At 62.8% G+C, this 16,804-nt stretch carries 19 protein-coding genes; 13 read left to right on the forward strand and 6 right to left on the reverse strand.

Annotation, left to right across the window (positions count from 1 at the left end):
- The first annotated feature begins 1 nt into the window (after position 1).
- From F758_RS0102325 to F758_RS51540, 10 genes are all read left to right on the forward strand, one after another.
- Positions 2-406 (forward strand): ExbD/TolR family protein, encoded by a 405-nt coding sequence (locus F758_RS0102325; protein ID WP_024506329.1) that lies wholly within the window; start codon positions 2-4, stop codon positions 404-406.
- Positions 407-414: 8 nt separating this feature from the next.
- Positions 415-924, forward strand: a complete 510-nt coding sequence (locus F758_RS51535) for a hypothetical protein (protein ID WP_245286396.1) — start codon at positions 415-417, stop codon at positions 922-924.
- Complete coding sequence (locus F758_RS0102335; RefSeq protein ID WP_024506331.1) at positions 921-1,721, forward strand: TonB C-terminal domain-containing protein; 801 nt, start codon at positions 921-923, stop codon at positions 1,719-1,721. Before F758_RS51535 ends, F758_RS0102335 begins: the two co-directional genes overlap by 4 nt.
- Before the next feature lie 44 nt (positions 1,722-1,765).
- Positions 1,766-3,631: a putative porin gene (locus F758_RS0102340; protein ID WP_024506332.1), complete on the forward strand. Its 1,866-nt coding sequence runs from the start codon at positions 1,766-1,768 to the stop codon at positions 3,629-3,631.
- A 2-nt stretch (positions 3,632-3,633) separates the two neighbouring features.
- Positions 3,634-4,227 carry a hypothetical protein gene (locus tag F758_RS0102345; protein ID WP_024506333.1) on the forward strand — a complete coding sequence of 198 codons (594 nt, stop codon included), beginning with the start codon at positions 3,634-3,636 and terminating at the stop codon, positions 4,225-4,227.
- Positions 4,224-5,276, forward strand: coding sequence for a peptidylprolyl isomerase (locus F758_RS0102350; protein WP_024506334.1), 1,053 nt, complete (start codon positions 4,224-4,226; stop codon positions 5,274-5,276). Before F758_RS0102345 ends, F758_RS0102350 begins: the two co-directional genes overlap by 4 nt.
- Positions 5,277-5,303: 27 nt before the next feature.
- Positions 5,304-5,834 carry a YbjN domain-containing protein gene (locus F758_RS0102355; RefSeq protein ID WP_024506335.1) on the forward strand — a complete coding sequence of 177 codons (531 nt, stop codon included), beginning with the start codon at positions 5,304-5,306 and terminating at the stop codon, positions 5,832-5,834.
- 59 nt (positions 5,835-5,893) lie between these two features.
- The gene (locus F758_RS43175) at positions 5,894-6,370 is read left to right on the forward strand and encodes a hypothetical protein (RefSeq protein ID WP_024506336.1); all 477 of its coding nucleotides are present in this window, start codon (positions 5,894-5,896) and stop codon (positions 6,368-6,370) included.
- Position 6,371: 1 nt separating this feature from the next.
- On the forward strand, positions 6,372-7,175 hold the full coding sequence (locus F758_RS0102365; RefSeq protein WP_245286397.1) for a lytic transglycosylase domain-containing protein: 804 nt from the start codon (positions 6,372-6,374) through the stop codon (positions 7,173-7,175).
- A gap of 87 nt (positions 7,176-7,262) precedes the next feature.
- Positions 7,263-7,706: a hypothetical protein gene (locus tag F758_RS51540; RefSeq protein WP_245286398.1), complete on the forward strand. Its 444-nt coding sequence runs from the start codon at positions 7,263-7,265 to the stop codon at positions 7,704-7,706.
- Between the two features lie 37 nt (positions 7,707-7,743).
- Here F758_RS51540 and F758_RS0102375 read toward each other — a convergent pair whose 3' ends face one another.
- Genes F758_RS0102375 through F758_RS0102400 form a run of 6 tightly spaced genes read right to left on the reverse strand, consistent with a single transcriptional unit; the run spans position 7,744 to position 14,771 of the window.
- Positions 7,744-8,604 (reverse strand): aromatic ring-hydroxylating oxygenase subunit alpha, encoded by an 861-nt coding sequence (locus F758_RS0102375; RefSeq protein ID WP_024506339.1) that lies wholly within the window; start codon positions 8,602-8,604, stop codon positions 7,744-7,746.
- A gap of 31 nt (positions 8,605-8,635) precedes the next feature.
- The gene (locus F758_RS0102380; RefSeq protein WP_024506340.1) at positions 8,636-10,036 is read right to left on the reverse strand and encodes an 8-oxoguanine deaminase; all 1,401 of its coding nucleotides are present in this window, start codon (positions 10,034-10,036) and stop codon (positions 8,636-8,638) included.
- Between the two features lie 3 nt (positions 10,037-10,039).
- A complete protein-coding gene (locus F758_RS0102385) occupies positions 10,040-10,975 on the reverse strand; it encodes an ABC transporter permease (protein ID WP_024506341.1) in 936 nt (311 codons plus the stop codon).
- Positions 10,976-10,988: 13 nt separating this feature from the next.
- Positions 10,989-12,032 carry an ABC transporter permease gene (locus tag F758_RS0102390; RefSeq protein ID WP_024506342.1) on the reverse strand — a complete coding sequence of 348 codons (1,044 nt, stop codon included), beginning with the start codon at positions 12,030-12,032 and terminating at the stop codon, positions 10,989-10,991.
- 2 nt (positions 12,033-12,034) lie between these two features.
- Complete coding sequence (locus F758_RS0102395) at positions 12,035-13,627, reverse strand: ABC transporter ATP-binding protein (RefSeq protein WP_024506343.1); 1,593 nt, start codon at positions 13,625-13,627, stop codon at positions 12,035-12,037.
- A gap of 31 nt (positions 13,628-13,658) precedes the next feature.
- Positions 13,659-14,771 carry a BMP family ABC transporter substrate-binding protein gene (locus tag F758_RS0102400; RefSeq protein ID WP_024506344.1) on the reverse strand — a complete coding sequence of 371 codons (1,113 nt, stop codon included), beginning with the start codon at positions 14,769-14,771 and terminating at the stop codon, positions 13,659-13,661.
- A 397-nt stretch (positions 14,772-15,168) separates the two neighbouring features.
- Here F758_RS0102400 and F758_RS0102405 point away from each other — a divergent pair, with 397 nt between their 5' ends.
- The 3 genes from F758_RS0102405 to F758_RS0102415 are packed head-to-tail and all read left to right on the forward strand — an operon-like array spanning position 15,169 to position 16,799.
- Entirely contained in the window at positions 15,169-15,408 is a 240-nt protein-coding gene (locus F758_RS0102405; RefSeq protein WP_024506345.1) for an acylphosphatase, read from the forward strand.
- Between the two features lie 48 nt (positions 15,409-15,456).
- A complete protein-coding gene (locus tag F758_RS0102410) occupies positions 15,457-16,170 on the forward strand; it encodes a Rieske 2Fe-2S domain-containing protein (protein ID WP_024506346.1) in 714 nt (237 codons plus the stop codon).
- Positions 16,167-16,799 (forward strand): glutathione S-transferase family protein, encoded by a 633-nt coding sequence (locus tag F758_RS0102415; protein ID WP_024506347.1) that lies wholly within the window; start codon positions 16,167-16,169, stop codon positions 16,797-16,799. Before F758_RS0102410 ends, F758_RS0102415 begins: the two co-directional genes overlap by 4 nt.
- Positions 16,800-16,804 lie beyond the last annotated feature (5 nt).

Below are 16,804 nucleotides of genomic sequence, written 5' to 3' on the forward strand. Positions count from 1 at the left end.
GATGCAGATCCAGAGCGAAGCCAAGCCGTATGACGACATCAACATCACGCCGATGTTGGACCTCGCCTATGTGCTCTTGGTGATCTTCATCATCATGACCACGGCAACCGTGCAAGGCCAGAAGGTCAACTTGCCCAAGGCATCCGCCGCACCGAGCCTCGCAACTCAGACCACCAAGGCGATCACGGTTGCCAACGACGGCAAGATCTTCCTGGACACCATTCCAGTCACCCTGCCCGAGCTCGAACAGCGGCTGATCCAGCAGAAGGCGCTCACGCCCGAATTCCCGGTCGTGCTGCGCGGCGATGCGCAGGCGCAGTACCAGAGCGTGATGGATGTGCTGGACCTTCTGGGGCGCATCGGTCTCACCCAGGTCGGGCTTGCAACAAAACCGCTTGTGAAATGACCGAACCGATGCCGACCGCCGAGATCATGCAATTGCCGCTCCATTCTCGCGCGCCCCGCCGGACCCTGTGGTCGCGGCTGCGCGAGATTGTGCTTGCATTCGGCACAACGTGTGTTGGGCGTCGCAATGAATATGCCGCATCCGCTGCATTCGGTCATTCCGCTCAGTCTGATACTCCAGAACGGTGTGGCACCGCGGTGCTCCCGTTTCCGATTCGCGGCGAAGCGGTGCTGGTCAGATTGGCACATACTCTGCGCAGCCGCTTTGGCGACGCCGACCAGGATGGCGATCCACTGCTGCTCACGATCGCCCGCGGCGCGCAGTGTCGCCTGACGATCGATCAGGCCGCCTATGTGGAATTCTGCCGGGAGTGGCCCGGCTTTCATGTGGCGATCGAAGCGGCGCCGAGCACGACGGTGTCTCTCAAGACCGCCGATTTCGATATCGTCGTCGGTTTCGTGCTGCACTATCTCGGCGAGAAGCTCGGCACGCCTGCAATGCTTGAGGCCGCATCATGAGCCGCTTGGCCAGGGACCAAGAGCATTTGATGGCGCGCCGCGACGCCGCCTCAACGGCCGTGCCCGGCAACCCGCAGGCCGAGCCTGATTCCGGCGTGGCGCCAAATCCGCCGCGGGCGGGGCGCGAGCGACGCTCGTACCTGCGTTACGGCGCCGCGTTGGCGGTGCTCGCCGTTTTATTTGGTGGTGCCGGTTACTTCTTCTTCGGCCATGACGACATGCCGCCACCACGCCAAGTGCGCGAGCTGACCATCGTCAACATCGTGCCGCCGCCACCTCCGCCACCACCACCGCCGCCGCCCGAGCAGAAGATGATCGAGCAGCCCAAGATGGCGGAGCAGGAGTTCAAGGAAGACAAGCCGCTCGAAAAGCCGAAGGACGAACCGGTCAAGGACGCCAAGAACGAGGAGCCGCCGGGACCGTTGTCGCTCGATGCAAAGGCGGTCGGGCCGGGTGATCTGTTCAACCTCGGCGGCAAGCCGGGCGGCAGTCCCTATGGGGGCGGAGGCGGCGGCAGCCGCTTCGGCTGGTACGCCTCCATGGTGCAAACGCAAATCGAGGCGGCATTGCGTGCCAATCCAAAGACCCGCAATGCGGTGATGCAAGTGCAGATCCGATTGTGGGCCGACGGTTCGGGGCGCGTCAGCAAAATCCAGTTGGTCTCTTCAACCGGCGATGCCGAACTGGATGCCGTGATCCGCAACGATGTGTTCGCTGGCCTCACGCTGCGCGAGCCGCCGCCGAAAGATATGCCGATGCCGATCAACACCCGCGTCACGGCGCGGCGGCAGGGCTGACCTGGGGCAATCCAACAAGACAAGTCGTGATAACTGGGGGTTCTATGTTCAAGACTAAGGCAGACGCTGATTGGCGCGCAATTCCGGTCGCGGTCTCGCTCTGTGCACTCACCTGCGTGTCGCCGGCGTTAGGCCAAAGCGCGAAGGATCCTGACGCGCCCGCGAAACAGGCCGATTCGAAGCGGCCGAAAGTGTCGAGCACCAAGCCGACTTCGCCCAATGCGACGGTCAATCTGGTCAACCTGCTGGTCAAGCAAGGCGTGTTGAAGCAGGACCAGGCCGACGACTTGATCAAGCAGGCCGAAGACGAGGCCTATGTGGCGCGGCAAGCCGCCAGGGATGCCAACGCCAAGGCCGACGATGCCACGAAGGCGGCGACCGCCGCAGCCGCCGCGGCGCAGCCGCCGGGAACGCGCCATGTCACCTATGTACCGGAAATCGTCAAACAGCAGTTGCGCGACGAGATTAAGAAGGAGGTCATGGCCAAGGCCGAGAAGGAAAACTGGGCCTCACCCGGCGCCTATCCGGAATGGGCGCAGCGCATCCATTTCTATGGCGATGTGCGCATGCGCTATCAGGGTAGCTATTTCCCAACGGGCAATGATCAGGCCGATGCGATCAACTTCAATGCAATCAACACTGGTTCGCCGTTTGATAATAGTCAGGGCAACGTTAACCCCTATTTTGCTCCGACGTATAACGTCACGCAGAATCGCGATCAGTTCAAGTTCCGCGGCCGATTGGGTATGGAGGCGGATCTCACGTCCGGCTTCACAGCCGGCTTCCGTATCGCGACCGGCGACAGCAGTTCGCCAGTGTCCACCAACCAGACGTTCGGAAACAGCGGCGGCAACTTCTCCAAATATTCCCTGTGGCTGGACCGCGGCTATCTGAACTATGCCACATGGGATAAGGACCTTTCGATTTCCGCCGGCCGTTTCGACAACCCGTTCTGGTCGCCGACCGATCTGGTCTGGTACAAGGAGATCGGTTTCGACGGCTTTGCGATCCAGGCGAAGCACGAGGTGGCTGAAGGCTACACCCCGTTTGCGGTCATTGGCGCCGCCCCGGTCTTCAACACCGATTTCAATGCCGGTATCAATCTCGGCGATCCGAACAACCCGAACCAACCGATCAAACTGGCGAGCCACGACAAATGGCTGGTTGGCGGTCAGGTCGGCTTTGATGCCAGGTTCAACGCCGACTATTCCTTCCGATTTGCCGCGGCCTATTACGATTTCAGCGGTGTGCAGGGACAGCTCTCCAGTCCCAACTGTATCGTGGCTTCGGCATCCGATGTCTGCGACACCGACTATACCCGGCCCTCTTTTGCGCAGAAGGGCAACAGCTACTTCGCGTTGCGCGACATTTACCGCTACTCGGGGAACAATTACGGTGCGGGTCCCGGCATGTATCAATACTTCGGGCTCGCCAGCCAGTTCAGACCGGCGGTCGTCAGCGCCGAGTTTGATATCGCCGAGTTCAACCCCGTGCACATCATTCTCGATGGCGAATATGTGGTCAACACGGCCTTCAATCGTGCTTGGATGGAGGCTACCGCGATCAATAACCGCGGTCCGAGCCCGGGCAATAACGTGCCGGGAGCATTCAATGGCGGCAACCAGGGCTGGCTCGGCAAGATCACCGTCGGCAACAAGGAAATCAAGCATCTCTGGGACTGGAACGTCCACGCCGGCTACAAATATCTAGAGTCCGACGCCATGATCGATGCCTTCGTGGATTCCGATTTCGGGCTCGGCGGCACCAATCTCAAAGGCTACTTCGTCGGCGGCAATCTCGGCCTGGCGGAGAACGTCTGGGGCTCGCTGCGCTGGATGAGCGCCAACAATATCGGCGGTGTTCCCTATGCCGTCGACGTGCTCCTGGTCGACGTCAACGCTCGGTTCTGATCATGCGCATCCGTTTCAACCTGATCGTGATGGCGGCCGCAACATTGTTCACGACCGGCGCGTTCGCCAACGATGAAGCCGATAAGCTGCGCGAAGCGCTGCGCAGCGCCACCATGCAAACTCGCGCGCTGGAGGATCAGCGCGCGGCCCTGCAGGCCAAGGTCGCGGAAGCGGAGAGGCAGATCGCTGCCGCGAAAGCAGAGACCGAGGCCGCGAAGGCCCAGGTGAAAAAGATCGAAAAGGAACATCGCGAGGCGGTCGAGGAGTTCAATCAGCGCCTCGCCGAGCGCGACCAGACTCTGGACAAATGGAAAACAGCTTACGAAGAGGCTGCCACCGTCGCCCGTACCAAGGATGCGGAGCGCGCGAAGTTCGAGAGTGAGGCCAACACCTACAAGGCCAGCACCAAAAGTTGCGTGGCCAAGAACGATACGCTGGTGAAGGCGGGCCGCGATCTCGTGCAGCGTTATAAGGCTGTCACAATCGGCGATGCTATTGTGGCCCGTGAGCCGGTGTTGCAACTGCGGCGTGTCGAAGTGCAGAACCAGTTGCAGGAAGCCGATGACAAGTTCCTCGATCAGAAGGTGAGCCCATGAGCGATGCATCCATCTTGAAACTGACACGGCCGGCAGGCATCGCCGTCGTCACGGCCATGATTTGCTGTTCCACGCTCGCAGCGCCCGCCCAAACGCCGGCGCCGGCCGCGCCGCGCGCCGCTTCGGTCCCGGCAAAGCCAAGGCAGGCCGTGGCCGCGCCCGCACAGAACGCGCCGGCCGCAGCGCCCGCAACCGCAACGCAAGGCCTCGCCGCCGGCAAGATCGCCGGCAACGAAGATGTTGTTGCGCGCGTCGGCAACACCAACATCTCCGCGGCGGATGTTCGTTCCTATGTCGCCGCGCTCGCGCCGCGGGAACAGGCCGCGCTGGAGAAAGACCCGGCACTGCTCAGCCAGGCCGTGCGGCTGCTGTTGACCAACCGACTCGTTCTGCAGGAAGCGCAGGAGAAGAAGTGGGACCAGCAGCCGGCGGTCGCAGCACAGCTCGACCGGATTCGCGAGGGCGCCCTGGTCGAACTCTATCTGCAGTCCATAACCGTGCCGCCCGCGAACTTCCCGAGCGATGAAGAGGTGCAGAAGGTCTATGATGCCAATCGCGCTGCAATGCTGGCGCCCCGACAATTTCAGCTCGCGCAGATTTTCGTCGCGGTGCCCAAGGATGCCGACAAGGCGACGGACGACAAGGCCAAGCAGCAAATCGACGAGATCGCGCGCAAGCTGAAGGCCCCAGGCGCCGATTTCGCGGCGATCGCAAGCGCCAGCAATGAGGCGAAGGATAGCGGCGACTTGGGCTGGCTTGCGGAAACGCAGATTCGCCCGGAAATCCGCAACCAGGTGATGGGGCTCGCCAAGAACGCAGTGTCCGAGCCCATCAAACTCGACGATGGCTGGCACATTCTCAAGCTGATCGACACCAAGGCCTCCTACACGCGTACGCTGCCTGAGGTTCGCGACCAGCTCGTGCAGCAAATGCGTGCCGAGCGCTCGGCGATGTTGCGGCGTGCCTATCTGGCGGAGCTGCAAAAGCAGCATCCGCCGGTGCTCAACGAGCTTGCGCTGTCCGGCCTGTTCGACAATTCGAAGAAATAACAAACAACCAAGGCGAAAGTGATCATCATGTCCGATATTATTACCAAGCTCACGCTCGACAGCTTGCGCGAGATCTTTCAGAGCGCCGGCTACCGCGTCGAGACCCTGAGCGATCCGGTTGCCAATGTGCAATATCTGCGTTCCGCGACCTCGGGCCTCGCGTTCGACATTCGCCCCGGCAACCGCTTTGCCGGCGAAGAGCAGAGCTTTGCCGACGTCACGCTGGTTGCACCCTTGCAGGTTCAAGGCGATCTGCCGCTCGATCTCGTCAACCGCTGGAACGCGACGCGTCGGTTTAGCCGGTTGCAGCTCAGCCATCCATTCCTGGTATTCTGCCTCGACATTTGCGTCGCCGGCGGCGTGGCTCCGAACAATCTGCGCGCACAGATCGAGATTTGGGACCGCCTGGTGCAGGAACTGATCGGCTATCTGCGCGAGGAGCTGTCCAAGCTCGGTGCCGCCAAGGCCGCCACTGCCCCAGCGGCGCAGGCTTCCGGGAGCGGCGAGGAGCCGGCGCATCAGCGCGCGAAGTTGGAGGCGTCGCCGACGATCCAGTGATTGCAAGGTGCCGGCGGACGCGGCCCATGGCCGACAGCGGAGGCTGATGAGATCGCCAAATGAACGGAAACGGCGTCTTGCGATGGCGAGCTTTGTTTGGCTGGCTTGGTGCGGTGAGCGGGGCGCTCACGGTTGCGCCGGTTCCGGCTCGCGCCGCAACCAGCGACACTCCGCAAAGCGATTACCGGTCTGCGCTGTCCGCTCCAGCGGACTGGCAGGCATTCGCCAGTCGGCTGCAGACCCGTTTCCAGGACGAGCTCTCTGCTGAAGATGTGGTGCGGCAGTTTCAGGATGAGGCGGCGAGACGTGGACGTGGCGCGGACCCGGCCGTTGACGTCGTGACGGTGCGCGCCTGGATCATGTCCGATGGCCGCATCGAGCGGGTCGAATTCGGGCAGATCGACCCTGGTCTTGCAGTGCGGCTCCGCGCACTCCTGACCCGGGCCAATGTTGGCACGCCACCCTCCGACATGCTGCAGCCTGTGCATCTGCGCCTTTCCCTTAAGCCGAAAGGACAGCCGGGGCAGGGGCAGTAAGATGGCAGGCGGGACATCTCATTCGCTGCTGATGCGCGGGGCACGTCTGTGCTCTGCGATCGCATTGGCGTTTGTGATCGCGGCAGGTGCAGCCAGGACGACGTTCGCGGAATCGGCGCCGCCCGAGTCATTTGCGACACGCTTTGCCGCCGCCGAAATGGCGGCATCCGCGCCCGCAGCGCCGACGGTTCCTTCCCCCGAGCCTCCAAAGGACGTTCTGCGCAGCGCGGTTGCAGTTGTGACACCCACCCCGAGTGCAGCCGACGCGCGCAGCCACTATCGCAGCCTGATCGAGAAGGAAGCGGCCCAAAACGGACTTGCACCGGAGATCGCCGAGGCGGTGATGGCGGTGGAGAGCGGCTACAATCCCGGTGCCGTCGGAGGCGCCGGGGAGATCGGATTGATGCAGATCTTGCCGTCCACCGCGCGCATGCTCGGATTCAGCGGCACGCTTGCCGATCTTGCCGTGCCGGAAACCAACATCCACTATGGCGTGACCTATCTCGCCCAAGCTTGGCGTCTTGCGGGCGGCGATCTCTGCACCGCTGTGATGAAATACCGCGCCGGCCACGGCGAAACGCGGTTTTCGTTCCTCTCGGTCAATTACTGCCTTGCGGTGCGCTCCAAACTGATGGCGCGAGGTTTTCCCGTCACAGGACGCGTGCCGGTCGCCACCTTTGGTGAGCCAGCAAGGGGCGGGTGTGGGCGCAAATGCGTCGGCATAGCGAGGGTAGGACAGGTGAACCTCGCCGCGCTGAACAGTCAGTTGAGCGCACTCGTTGTTCAGGTTCGAGCTGGACGATAGCGCGAGATCGCTTGCCCGCTCATGGAGCTGGCGCTGTATCGGCACGTCCTGTTGTTGTTGCCGATGGGCGCAGCAAGGAGCATTGCAATGAGAGACATCGTTGTTCTTGTAATTCCTTTTCTCGCGTTGGCCGTAGCGCCTGTTCAGGCCGAGGAGCGAACGCCGCTGCCTGAGATCATCATCGGCGCGCCGGCGCATGCCGAGGAGAATGGTAACAAGCAGCCCGCCCCCCACGGCGCATCGGGCGGCCCGGCGGCCGAAAAGTTCGAGCGCTGCGTCGATGTCGTCATCGGCAGCGAAAAATCCTTCGGCTGTATGAACGAAAAGCTCAAGCGCCAGGTGGATCGGGTCAATCCGCCCGTCCTCAACGTTCCGCCGATCGACGCCAGATCGTCGGACCTCAAGGTCGGCACCGTCAATGTGCCGGCTGTCCAGCAGCAATATGGCAGGAACTTCGGCGTTTCCGCCTTCCCGTATCGTCCGCCGCCGCCGGTCTATATTGCGCCAGTCGGACCGACGGCGCGACACTGACTGCGATCAGCAGCGACTGTTGGTGCCACTCGCGCGACTAACTGCTGCCGCCTAGCGTCGTGCCGTAAACGACGCCCTTTTCCTTGAGCCAGCGGCGGTAGACGACTGAAGTCGCGTCCGCGCGGGTTGGAATTTCCGCACGCGGTTCGAGTGGCAGAAGCCGCGGGCGCTGGTTCTCCAGGATGATCCGGTCCTGCAGGAAGATCATTTGCTGGAATTGAACGAGGTCCGCCAGCGCGGAGGCGTCGTCGATCAGAAACATCACCGGGTGAGCTCGACACTGCCCGGGATCGAGCGGCTGTACGAACAGGCAGATCACGTCCCAACGATCGGCGGCATTTGGACAAGTCTTGTACAGCAGCGTCGCGAACGGGGTAGCGACGCGGTACATATATTGGGTGACGATGCCGCCCGTGGCCGACAGCGCCGCCTGCGGCTGGAAGAACTCGCAATCGGTCGCCCAGACCTCATCGATATCCCTGCGGATCTCGGTGGCGTAATGCCTGACCTCGGTGTGCGGCTCGGAACCGAGAATGTCGGTATGGACGAAAGGAAAATGGGCCATATCGAGAAAGTTCTCGACAATGCGTAAGCCGGAGGCGCGCACCGTGACCGCGCCGCAGATGACATGACGACGGTCGGCCTCATCGGCCTCGGGGATCGCGACGATATCGCGCTCCGGCTTGCCAAGCGAGGTCCAGAGACAGCCGTAACGCTCCCGCGCCGGTAGCGGCTGGTCGCGGCCAGCGGCTCTGATGGCGATCTCGCCGTTAGGCCCACGTCGCGTGGTGAGATCGGTGCCCAGCAGGCGATGGTGCTTGGCCGCGACCGGAATATCGGTCAGCGCATCCAGGACATACCATTGATCGAGAGTGCCCGCTTCGATGGTCGTGTTCATGCCCGCTGCTCCGTTCCTCACGGCAGTCGGCCTATTGCCGGTAGATTCGTTGCATGATCTTGGCGTGATCGGCAAGCGAAGCCTCGATGTCGTGCCTTACGAATTCGCCGCGGCGGATGATGTTGCGTCCGTTGATGAAGGAATAGTCCACCTTGAACGGTCCGCACATGATCATCGCGGCGAGCGGATCGCGCTGGGTGCCGGAAAGGCCAAGCTGGTTGAGGCGGACCGCGATGAAATCGGCACTCATGCCGGGCGCGAGCTGGCCGATATCGTCGCGCCCGAGCAGCTTTGCGCCGCCGCGGGTCGCCATCTCCAGTGCCTCGCGTGCCGACAGCGCCTTCGGACTGCCGCCGAATCCACCGCGCCCGCCCGGCGCTTCCGACAGGTACCGGTGAGGTGCGATCCGCTGCAGCATTTGCGCGAGCCTCGCTTCGAGGAAGAGGTTGGAGGTGTCGTTGGAGGCGGAGCCGTCGACACCGAGCCCGCAGGTTACGCCGGCGTCGCGCATTTCCCGAATCTTGGCGATGCCCTGGCCGCAACGCATATTGGCGGAGGGACAGTGCACCATCCCGGTGCCGGTCTCGGCGAACTTTCGGATTTCGAAGCTGTCGAGAAAGATGGCGTGCGCAAACCAGACGTCCGGCCCGAGCCAGCCCACTGAGCTTGCGAATTCCACCGGCCGCATGCCGTAGATGTCGCGACAATAGACTTCCTCGTCCAGGTCTTCGGCGAGATGCGCATGCAGATGCACGCCCTGATGGCGGCGCGCCAATTGCGCGGCTTCCTTCATCAGCCCGGGCGTGACCGAGAAGGGCGAGCAGGGAGCAAGCACGATTCGGCTCATGGCGTGTCGGCCTGGATCGTGAAAGGTGTGGATCAGCCGTTCGGCGTCCTTGAGAATATCCTCCTCCTTCTCGACGCAATTATCGGGCGGCAGCCCGCCCTGGCTCTGGCCGCGCGACATTGCCCCGCGCGCCGCGTGAAAGCGCAAGCCGATTTCTTGGGCGGCCCGGATGGTCGCGTCGAGCCGGACATTGTTGGGCTGGATATACAGATGGTCGGAACTCGTGGTGCAGCCCGATTGGATCAGCTCCAACATGGCGATGCGCGCGCTGAAGTAGATCGCTTCGTCATCGAGCTCTGCCCAGATCGGGTACAGCGTGGTCAGCCAAACGAACAATTCGTCGTCCTGAACCATCACCCGCGTCAGGTTCTGGTACATATGATGATGGGTGTTGATCATGCCCGGCATCACCAGATGTCCCGCGAGATCGAGCACCTCATCCGCGGCAAGTCCGGACAGCTCGGCGTTGCTGCCGACCGCCTCGATGACATTGTCGCGGACGAACAAGGCGCCATCCTTGATCTCGCGCCGTGTATCGTCAAAGGTCGCGAGATAGTCGATGTTCTTCACGAGCAGCGTGGACATGGATCACCGCAGGTCACGATAATAGGGAATGCCAAGCGCGGCCGGCGCGGCCATCGCCTGCCGCATGCGATGCCAAGCAACGACCGGAACGACGATGAACGCGATGGTGCCGAGATAAGGCAGCATCGAGAGAATGGGCGCAGCGATTGGCCAATTGCGCGCCTGGCCGACGAAGCCGAGCGAGGTGATCACGCCGAACAGCAGTGCTGCGAGCACTGCATTGAGCGGTCGGTAGCCGGCGAAGATCACGAGCGCCACCGCGATCCAGCCGCGGCCGGCGACGACGCCCTCGGACCACGACGGCACGAAGGCGAGCGTCAGATAGCCGCCGGCTCCGGCGGCCAGCGCCGCACCCATCGTCACATACCAGAAGCGAATCTTCTGCACGGCGATGCCGGCGGCATCAGCCGCGGCGGGGTTTTCCCCGACGGCGCGCAGGTTCAGACCATGGCGGGTCCTGAACATCAGGAAATGAATGAGCAAAGGCAGGACGATATAGATCAGGTAAACCAGCACGTTCTGCGTGAACAGCACGGGGCCGAGCAGCGGGATCGAGCTCAGGTAAGGCAGCGGCAGCGCTACGAAGGTCGCGGGCGCCGGAATACCGGAATAGGCCTTGCCGACAGTGGCTGCAAAGCCCGTGCCCATCAGCGTCAGCGCCAACCCGCACAGCACCTGGTTGGCACGCAGCAAGACGGTGATCGCCGCGAAGACCATCCCGACCAGAAATCCAACACCGAGCGCCAGCAGGAAACCCGCAGTCGGACTTTTCGTCGTCACCACCGCGGCTATTCCTGTGATCGCACCTAGCGCCATCAGTCCTTCGACCCCGAGATTGACCACGCCGACGCGCTCGGCCAGTACCTCGCCAAGCGCCGCAAGCGCGAGCACGCCGCCGGCGAGAAGCGAGGTGTGCAGAATGCCCGTGACCAGGTCCATCGGATGACTGCCTTCAGGCCGGTTGGCTGCGGGTGATCTTGAAATGCGCGAGCTCGTCGCCGATCGCAGTGAAGAACAGGATCAGTCCGGTGATGGCGAGTACGGTCGAGGTGTTGACGCCCTGGGTCTGCAGGACGATGCCTGAGTTCAGGATGACGGCCATCAGGGCCGCGCCGGCGAGGACGCCGATACAGGAGCCGCGCGCGAGCACCGCCACCATGATGCCGAGATAGCCGAAATTGTTGGAGATGCCGCCCTGCAGCCGATGCACGGTGCCGGCGACCTCGAGCATGCCGGCGATGCCGGCGATCGCGCCGGACAGTAGCATCACCACGATCAGATGCCTGCGGAACGGCATGCCGGCATATTTCGCGGCCTGTGCATTGGAGCCGGCGATCCGTACCTCGTAGCCCCAGTGCGTGAAGCTGAATGCGACGGCGAGGGTGACGGCGAGCAGCACGGCGATCGGGAAGCCCCAATGCACGAGGCCGAAAAACTCCGGCACATCATGTTTCAACCGCGCCGTGGTCGCTAGCGCGTGGCCGCCAGGGTCGAGCCAGGGGCCGGTCGAGACATAATAAACGAGCAGTGTGGCGACGAAGTTGAGCAGCAGCGTGGTGATGAGCTCGCTGACATCGGCATAGGCGCGGGCCAGCGTCGGCACCATGATCCAGATCAGCCCGCCAAGCGCGCCGGCGACGAACATGGCCGGCAGCATCACCACGCCGGGACCGGGAACGAACAGCGCGATGCCGGTCGCGGCGAAAGCGCCGGCGTAAAACTGTCCCTCCGCCCCGATGTTCCAGGCTCCGATCCGGAGCGCCACGGCGACTGAAAGGCCGGTGAGGATCAAGGGCGTCACCAGCAGCCCGACATCCTCGATGCCGAAGCCGGAGAAGGTCGATCGCAGCACCTGCTGGCCGAGCCTGATCGGCTGGGCACCAGCGGCGGCGAGCAGAAGTCCGGCGGTCACAAGTGCTAGCACGATCGCAACGGCACGCGCCGCGATCGCAGCGGAAGGCGATGCCGACGGGAACCTTTGTACGCGCAGCGCCATTCTCAATGCACCATCGCACCCATGCGGGACGGAGCTGCCGTGCCTTGGCCGCCCATCATGAGCCCGATCTGCTCGATATCGGCGCTCGCGGTATCCATGACGCCCATGACCTCGCCATGGAACATCACCGCGATGCGGTCCGACAGGTTGAGAAGCTCTTCGAGCTCTTCGGAGATCACCACAATTCCGACGCCGGCATCGCGCAGCTCGACGAAATAGCGCATCATGGTGTTGATCGCCCCGACATCGAGCCCGCGGCTGGGATAGGCCGCGACCAATAGCTTGCTGGCGATCCGCATCTCGCGCCTCGCCACAAACCGCTGTTGGTTGCCGCCGGAGAGGTTGCGAACCGGCATCGCGAAGTTCGGCACCCGCACCGAGGCCGCGTGGGCAATGGTTCGCGCCAGTGCTAGCGCAGCGCGCGGCCGATACCAGGGTCCGATGGAAATGGACGCCCGATCATACTCGCGGATTACGGCATTGTCGGTGATGCTGAGCGCCGGTGCGAGTCCACTGCGCAGCCGGTCTTCGGGAATGTGGCCGACACCGAATTTGGCGAAATCGGCCGGGCCTGCCGCGGAAAAATCCTGCCCGCCGAGCATCAATTGCCCCGCGGCGATGCTGCGCATGCCGGTCAGCGTCTCGCTGAGCTCTTTTTGTCCATTGCCCGCGACACCGGCGATGCCGAGGATCTCTCCAGGTGCGACCTCCAGCGAAATCCGGTTCAGGACGGTGTGACCACGATCATCGTGGACGGTCACGTCACGCAGCCTGACGACCGGTTCGCCGGATTGTGCGACCGGCTTCGTTCCGCACGCGCGAAGATCGTCGAGCACGATTTCATGCCCGACCATCAGCTTTGCGAGCATCTTTTCGTTGCAGGTGCTGGTCTTTTCCGTGGCCACTCGGCGCCCGCCGCGCAGCACCGTGATCCGGTCCGAGATTTCCAGGACCTCGTCTAGCTTGTGGCTGATGAAGATCACGGCGTTGCCGCCGGCGACGAACTGCTTCAACGCCCTGAACAGCTCGCGCGCTTCCGAGGGCGTCAGTACCGCGGTCGGCTCGTCCAGAATGAGGACCCGTGCATGCCGGGCGAGCACGCGGAGGATCTCGACCCGCTGCTGCTCGCCCGTCGACAACTCGTCAACGCGCGCATCGGGCCGGACGGCAAGGTTGAGCGAGGCGGACAATTCCGCCGTGCGCGCCTCCAACGCCTGAGGACTTATGATCCGCGGCGTCTCCGACCAGCCGAGATGGATGTTTTCCGCCACCGTGAAGGCGCGGACCAGCTTGAAATGCTGGTGCACCATGCCGATCCCCGCCGCGATCGCCTCGATCGGCGAGGCAAAGGTCTTGAGGTATCCGTCGATAATGATCTCACCGGCATCAGGCTGATAGATGCCGGTGAGAATGTTCATCAATGTGGATTTCCCGGCGCCGTTCTCGCCGAGCAGGGCGTGGATCTCGCCGGGCCTCACTTCGAGGTCCACATCCTGGTTGGCAACGACACCGGGAAAATATTTGGCGATGCCCTTCAACTGCACGAGCGGCGGCGTGCCGGGGGCAGGCCCGGTGCGCTCGGTGGCATTGGGCATCGCGACCATCCTTTGGGCGGCTCGCTTGGCGTCAGAGTCCCGAAATGCCGGCGATCGGCCAGTCCCAGTTATAGAGCTCCTGCTCACTCATATGATGGCCGGCGGCGACCTTCACGTTGCCCTTGCCGTCCTTGATTTCGCCGACGAAGGGCGACCAGCCGCCAAGGATCTTCTCGCGCACCGCGTCGGCCTGCTTGCGCACCTCCTCCGGCACGCTCTCGCCCCAGGCATCGCGGTCGATACCGCCGCCCATGGGCAGGATAGTGGTCGATGGCGTCCAGGTCCCTTCCAGCCGCTTCTTCACCTGGTCGACGTAATAGGCTTTGAAATCGACGATGATCGAGCTGATATAGGCCTTCGGTCCATAACGGCGGATGTCGGTGTTCCACATCACTGCCTTGGCGCCGCGCTTCTCGGCGACCTGCAGATATCCCGCCTCATCCATGATGCCGAACAGGAGATCGCAGCCATTGTCGAGCAGCGCTGTGCCCGCTTGCGTGGCGGCCTGCGGATCGAACCAGGAGTTGATGGTGATCACCTGCATGGTGGCGTTGGGATTGACCGAACGTGCACCCATCAAGAAGGCGTTCGTGCCCGAAAACACTGAGGGGACAGGGAAGGAGGCGACGTAGCCGAGCTTGCCGCTCTTGCTCATCAGCCCGGCCGCAACGCCGGTGACATAAGTCGGATACCAATGCGCCACGTAATAGGTGCCGAGATTGTCGAGCGGATTGCGACCGTCGCATTCGAAGAAGGCGACCTTCGGCGAGCGCTTGGCGACGTCATAGAGAAAATCACCATAGTTCGAGGTTGCAAACACCATGCAAGCGTTTTCGGAAACGAACTGGCGGAACGTCCGCGTCGCATCGGCGGAATAGGGAATGCTCTCGACGAACAGCGTCTTCAGTTTCGGGAACGCCGCTTTCACCGCCTTCATTCCCTGATCGTGACTCCAGGTCCATCCTTCGTCGGTGACCGGACCGGTGTGGCCGAAGGCAATGACGGCATCCTGTTCGGCAACCGCGGGCAGGGGCGTTGCGGCGCGCGCCGGATGGATCAAGCCGGAGGGCAGCAGAAGCGAGGAGCCGGCGGCGGCGCCGAGATTCAGGAAGCGCCGGCGCGACAGATGGCGAAGATCTGACATGTTTGAGCAAAGCCTCGTGTTGGAGCCCACGTTCTGGGTTCGGATGGCTGCCGCGGCGAACCCTGAAACGTTTCCGCGCAACACCGCTCGTCGACCCACTGGTCGGCGCCCGGCCGCTGAAATCGTCTAGCAAGGTCCGTGCCGCAGCTCGCACGCCGGCGGCATCTCCGGCCCATCCCGCCCGCACGCGCTTGAGCGAGCCTGTCCGCTGCTCGCTGTTCCGCATAGGCGTTTTTTTTCGATCGCGGTGATCTCTGAAGCGCAACACCGTCTGGCAATGATGCCTTAAAAAACAAGCAGATCGCTGACTGGCTGCTCAAACGGTGAGCATGGACGATTTTTTCGCTTGCTCCGATCCGGATGCGACCGAATAAATTGAAATCATGAGGGCGGACGCATGCAGGGAGCAACCATCATCGTTTTCCGCGGTCGATTCGATCCCGAGAGCTTTATCGAGTTTGTCCAGCATCGCGCGCGGAGGCTGCAGCTCGATGTGGTGGTGGAGAGAACCGGCGCGGACCGCATCGACGTCGCGGTATCGGGACCGCGCGATCTGGTGGACGCTTTCGAGATGGCCTGCAGTCTCGGGCCCATTGACTGCTTGGTGCGAGAGGTCGAGCGCAGCAGTGCGGCATGAGTCCTGCAGGATTCGGCAACGTCACGTAGCCCGGATGGAGATGAGCTGATGCAATCTGCGTGGTATCCGATCGCGCTTGCCGAGGGGCTGGAGCGCGGCACTTCAGTCGGAACGAGATTGTTTGGCCGCGAACTCGTGGTCTGGCGCGACGCGGCCGGCTCGTCGCATGTGTGGGAGGATCGCTGTCCCCATCGCGGGATGCGCCTGAGTTTTGGCTTCGTGCGCGACAATCACATCGCCTGCCTCTATCACGGTTGGCAGTACGACGCCTCCGCACGATGCCGTTACATCCCGGCCCATCCTGATCTGGCTGTGCCGAACTCGATCCGGGTCGCGACTTACGCGTCGCTCGAACGGCTGGGGTTCGTCTGGGCGTATGGCGAGCTCGATCGCGCCGATCCGGAGCCGCTTCAGTTCGCGGAGCGAACCGTGACGCCGGTGCGCAGCCTTTATGTCGAGGCGACAACAGCAAAGGTCCTCGATGCGCTTGCTTCGACGATCGATCGGGCGGTCGATAATGCTGCCAGCGGAACACAATGCTCACGGACGGCCTCGCTGGTCTCGCTTGCGATCAGCGGCGACGAAATCCTCATCGCGGTGCAGCCCTTGTCGGAGCAGGAGACGGCGCTGCATATCGTGATTGCAGGACCGGCGGATGTACATCGTGGCGCGAGCCAGAAGCGCATCTCCGCATGGAGCGAGGCGCTGCGGCGTAAACTCGAAACCTCCACCAGTCAGATTCGTCCCGGGGCGACATCATGAGCGAGATTCGCTTATACGATTTCGAGCTTGACGAGAACTGCTACAAGGTTCGTTTGCTGTTGTCGGTGCTGGCCGTTCCCTACCGCAAGATGGCCGTGAACATGATTCCCGGCGGGGAACATCTTGAGCCGCCTTTGCTGGCTCTCAATCCGCGCGGCAGCCTGCCGATTCTTCTCGACGGCGAGCTTGTGCTCAGCGAGGCCGAGCCGATCATGATCTATCTCGCCCGCGCCTATGATGCCGCTGACAAATGGTTGCCCTCGGATGCTAATGGGCTTGCCATGGTGGCGATGTGGCTTCAATTCGCGTCGCGTGACCTGCACGCGGCCTGGCGTGCGCGGCGTCATGCGATGTTCGACGCATCAGGCGATGAGCAAGCGTTGCATCACGCTGCGCGCCGCGCGTTCCGGCTGATGGACGATCACATGACGGCACGTGAATTCGACGATGCGGCCTGGTTTGTGGGAACTGCGCCGTCACTGGCCGATCTCGCGCTGTTCCCGGCGATCGCCTTGAGCCGCGATTTCGCCGTCGAGCACGAAACCTATCCCGCATTGCGGCGCTGGATGCGCCGGGTACGCGCCATTCCGGGTTTCATCACCATGCCCGGGATTCCGGACTATTATTGACGTCA

Origin of the sequence: Bradyrhizobium sp. ARR65 (genome assembly GCF_000472385.1) — a bacterium.
Classification (GTDB): domain Bacteria; phylum Pseudomonadota; class Alphaproteobacteria; order Rhizobiales; family Xanthobacteraceae; genus Bradyrhizobium.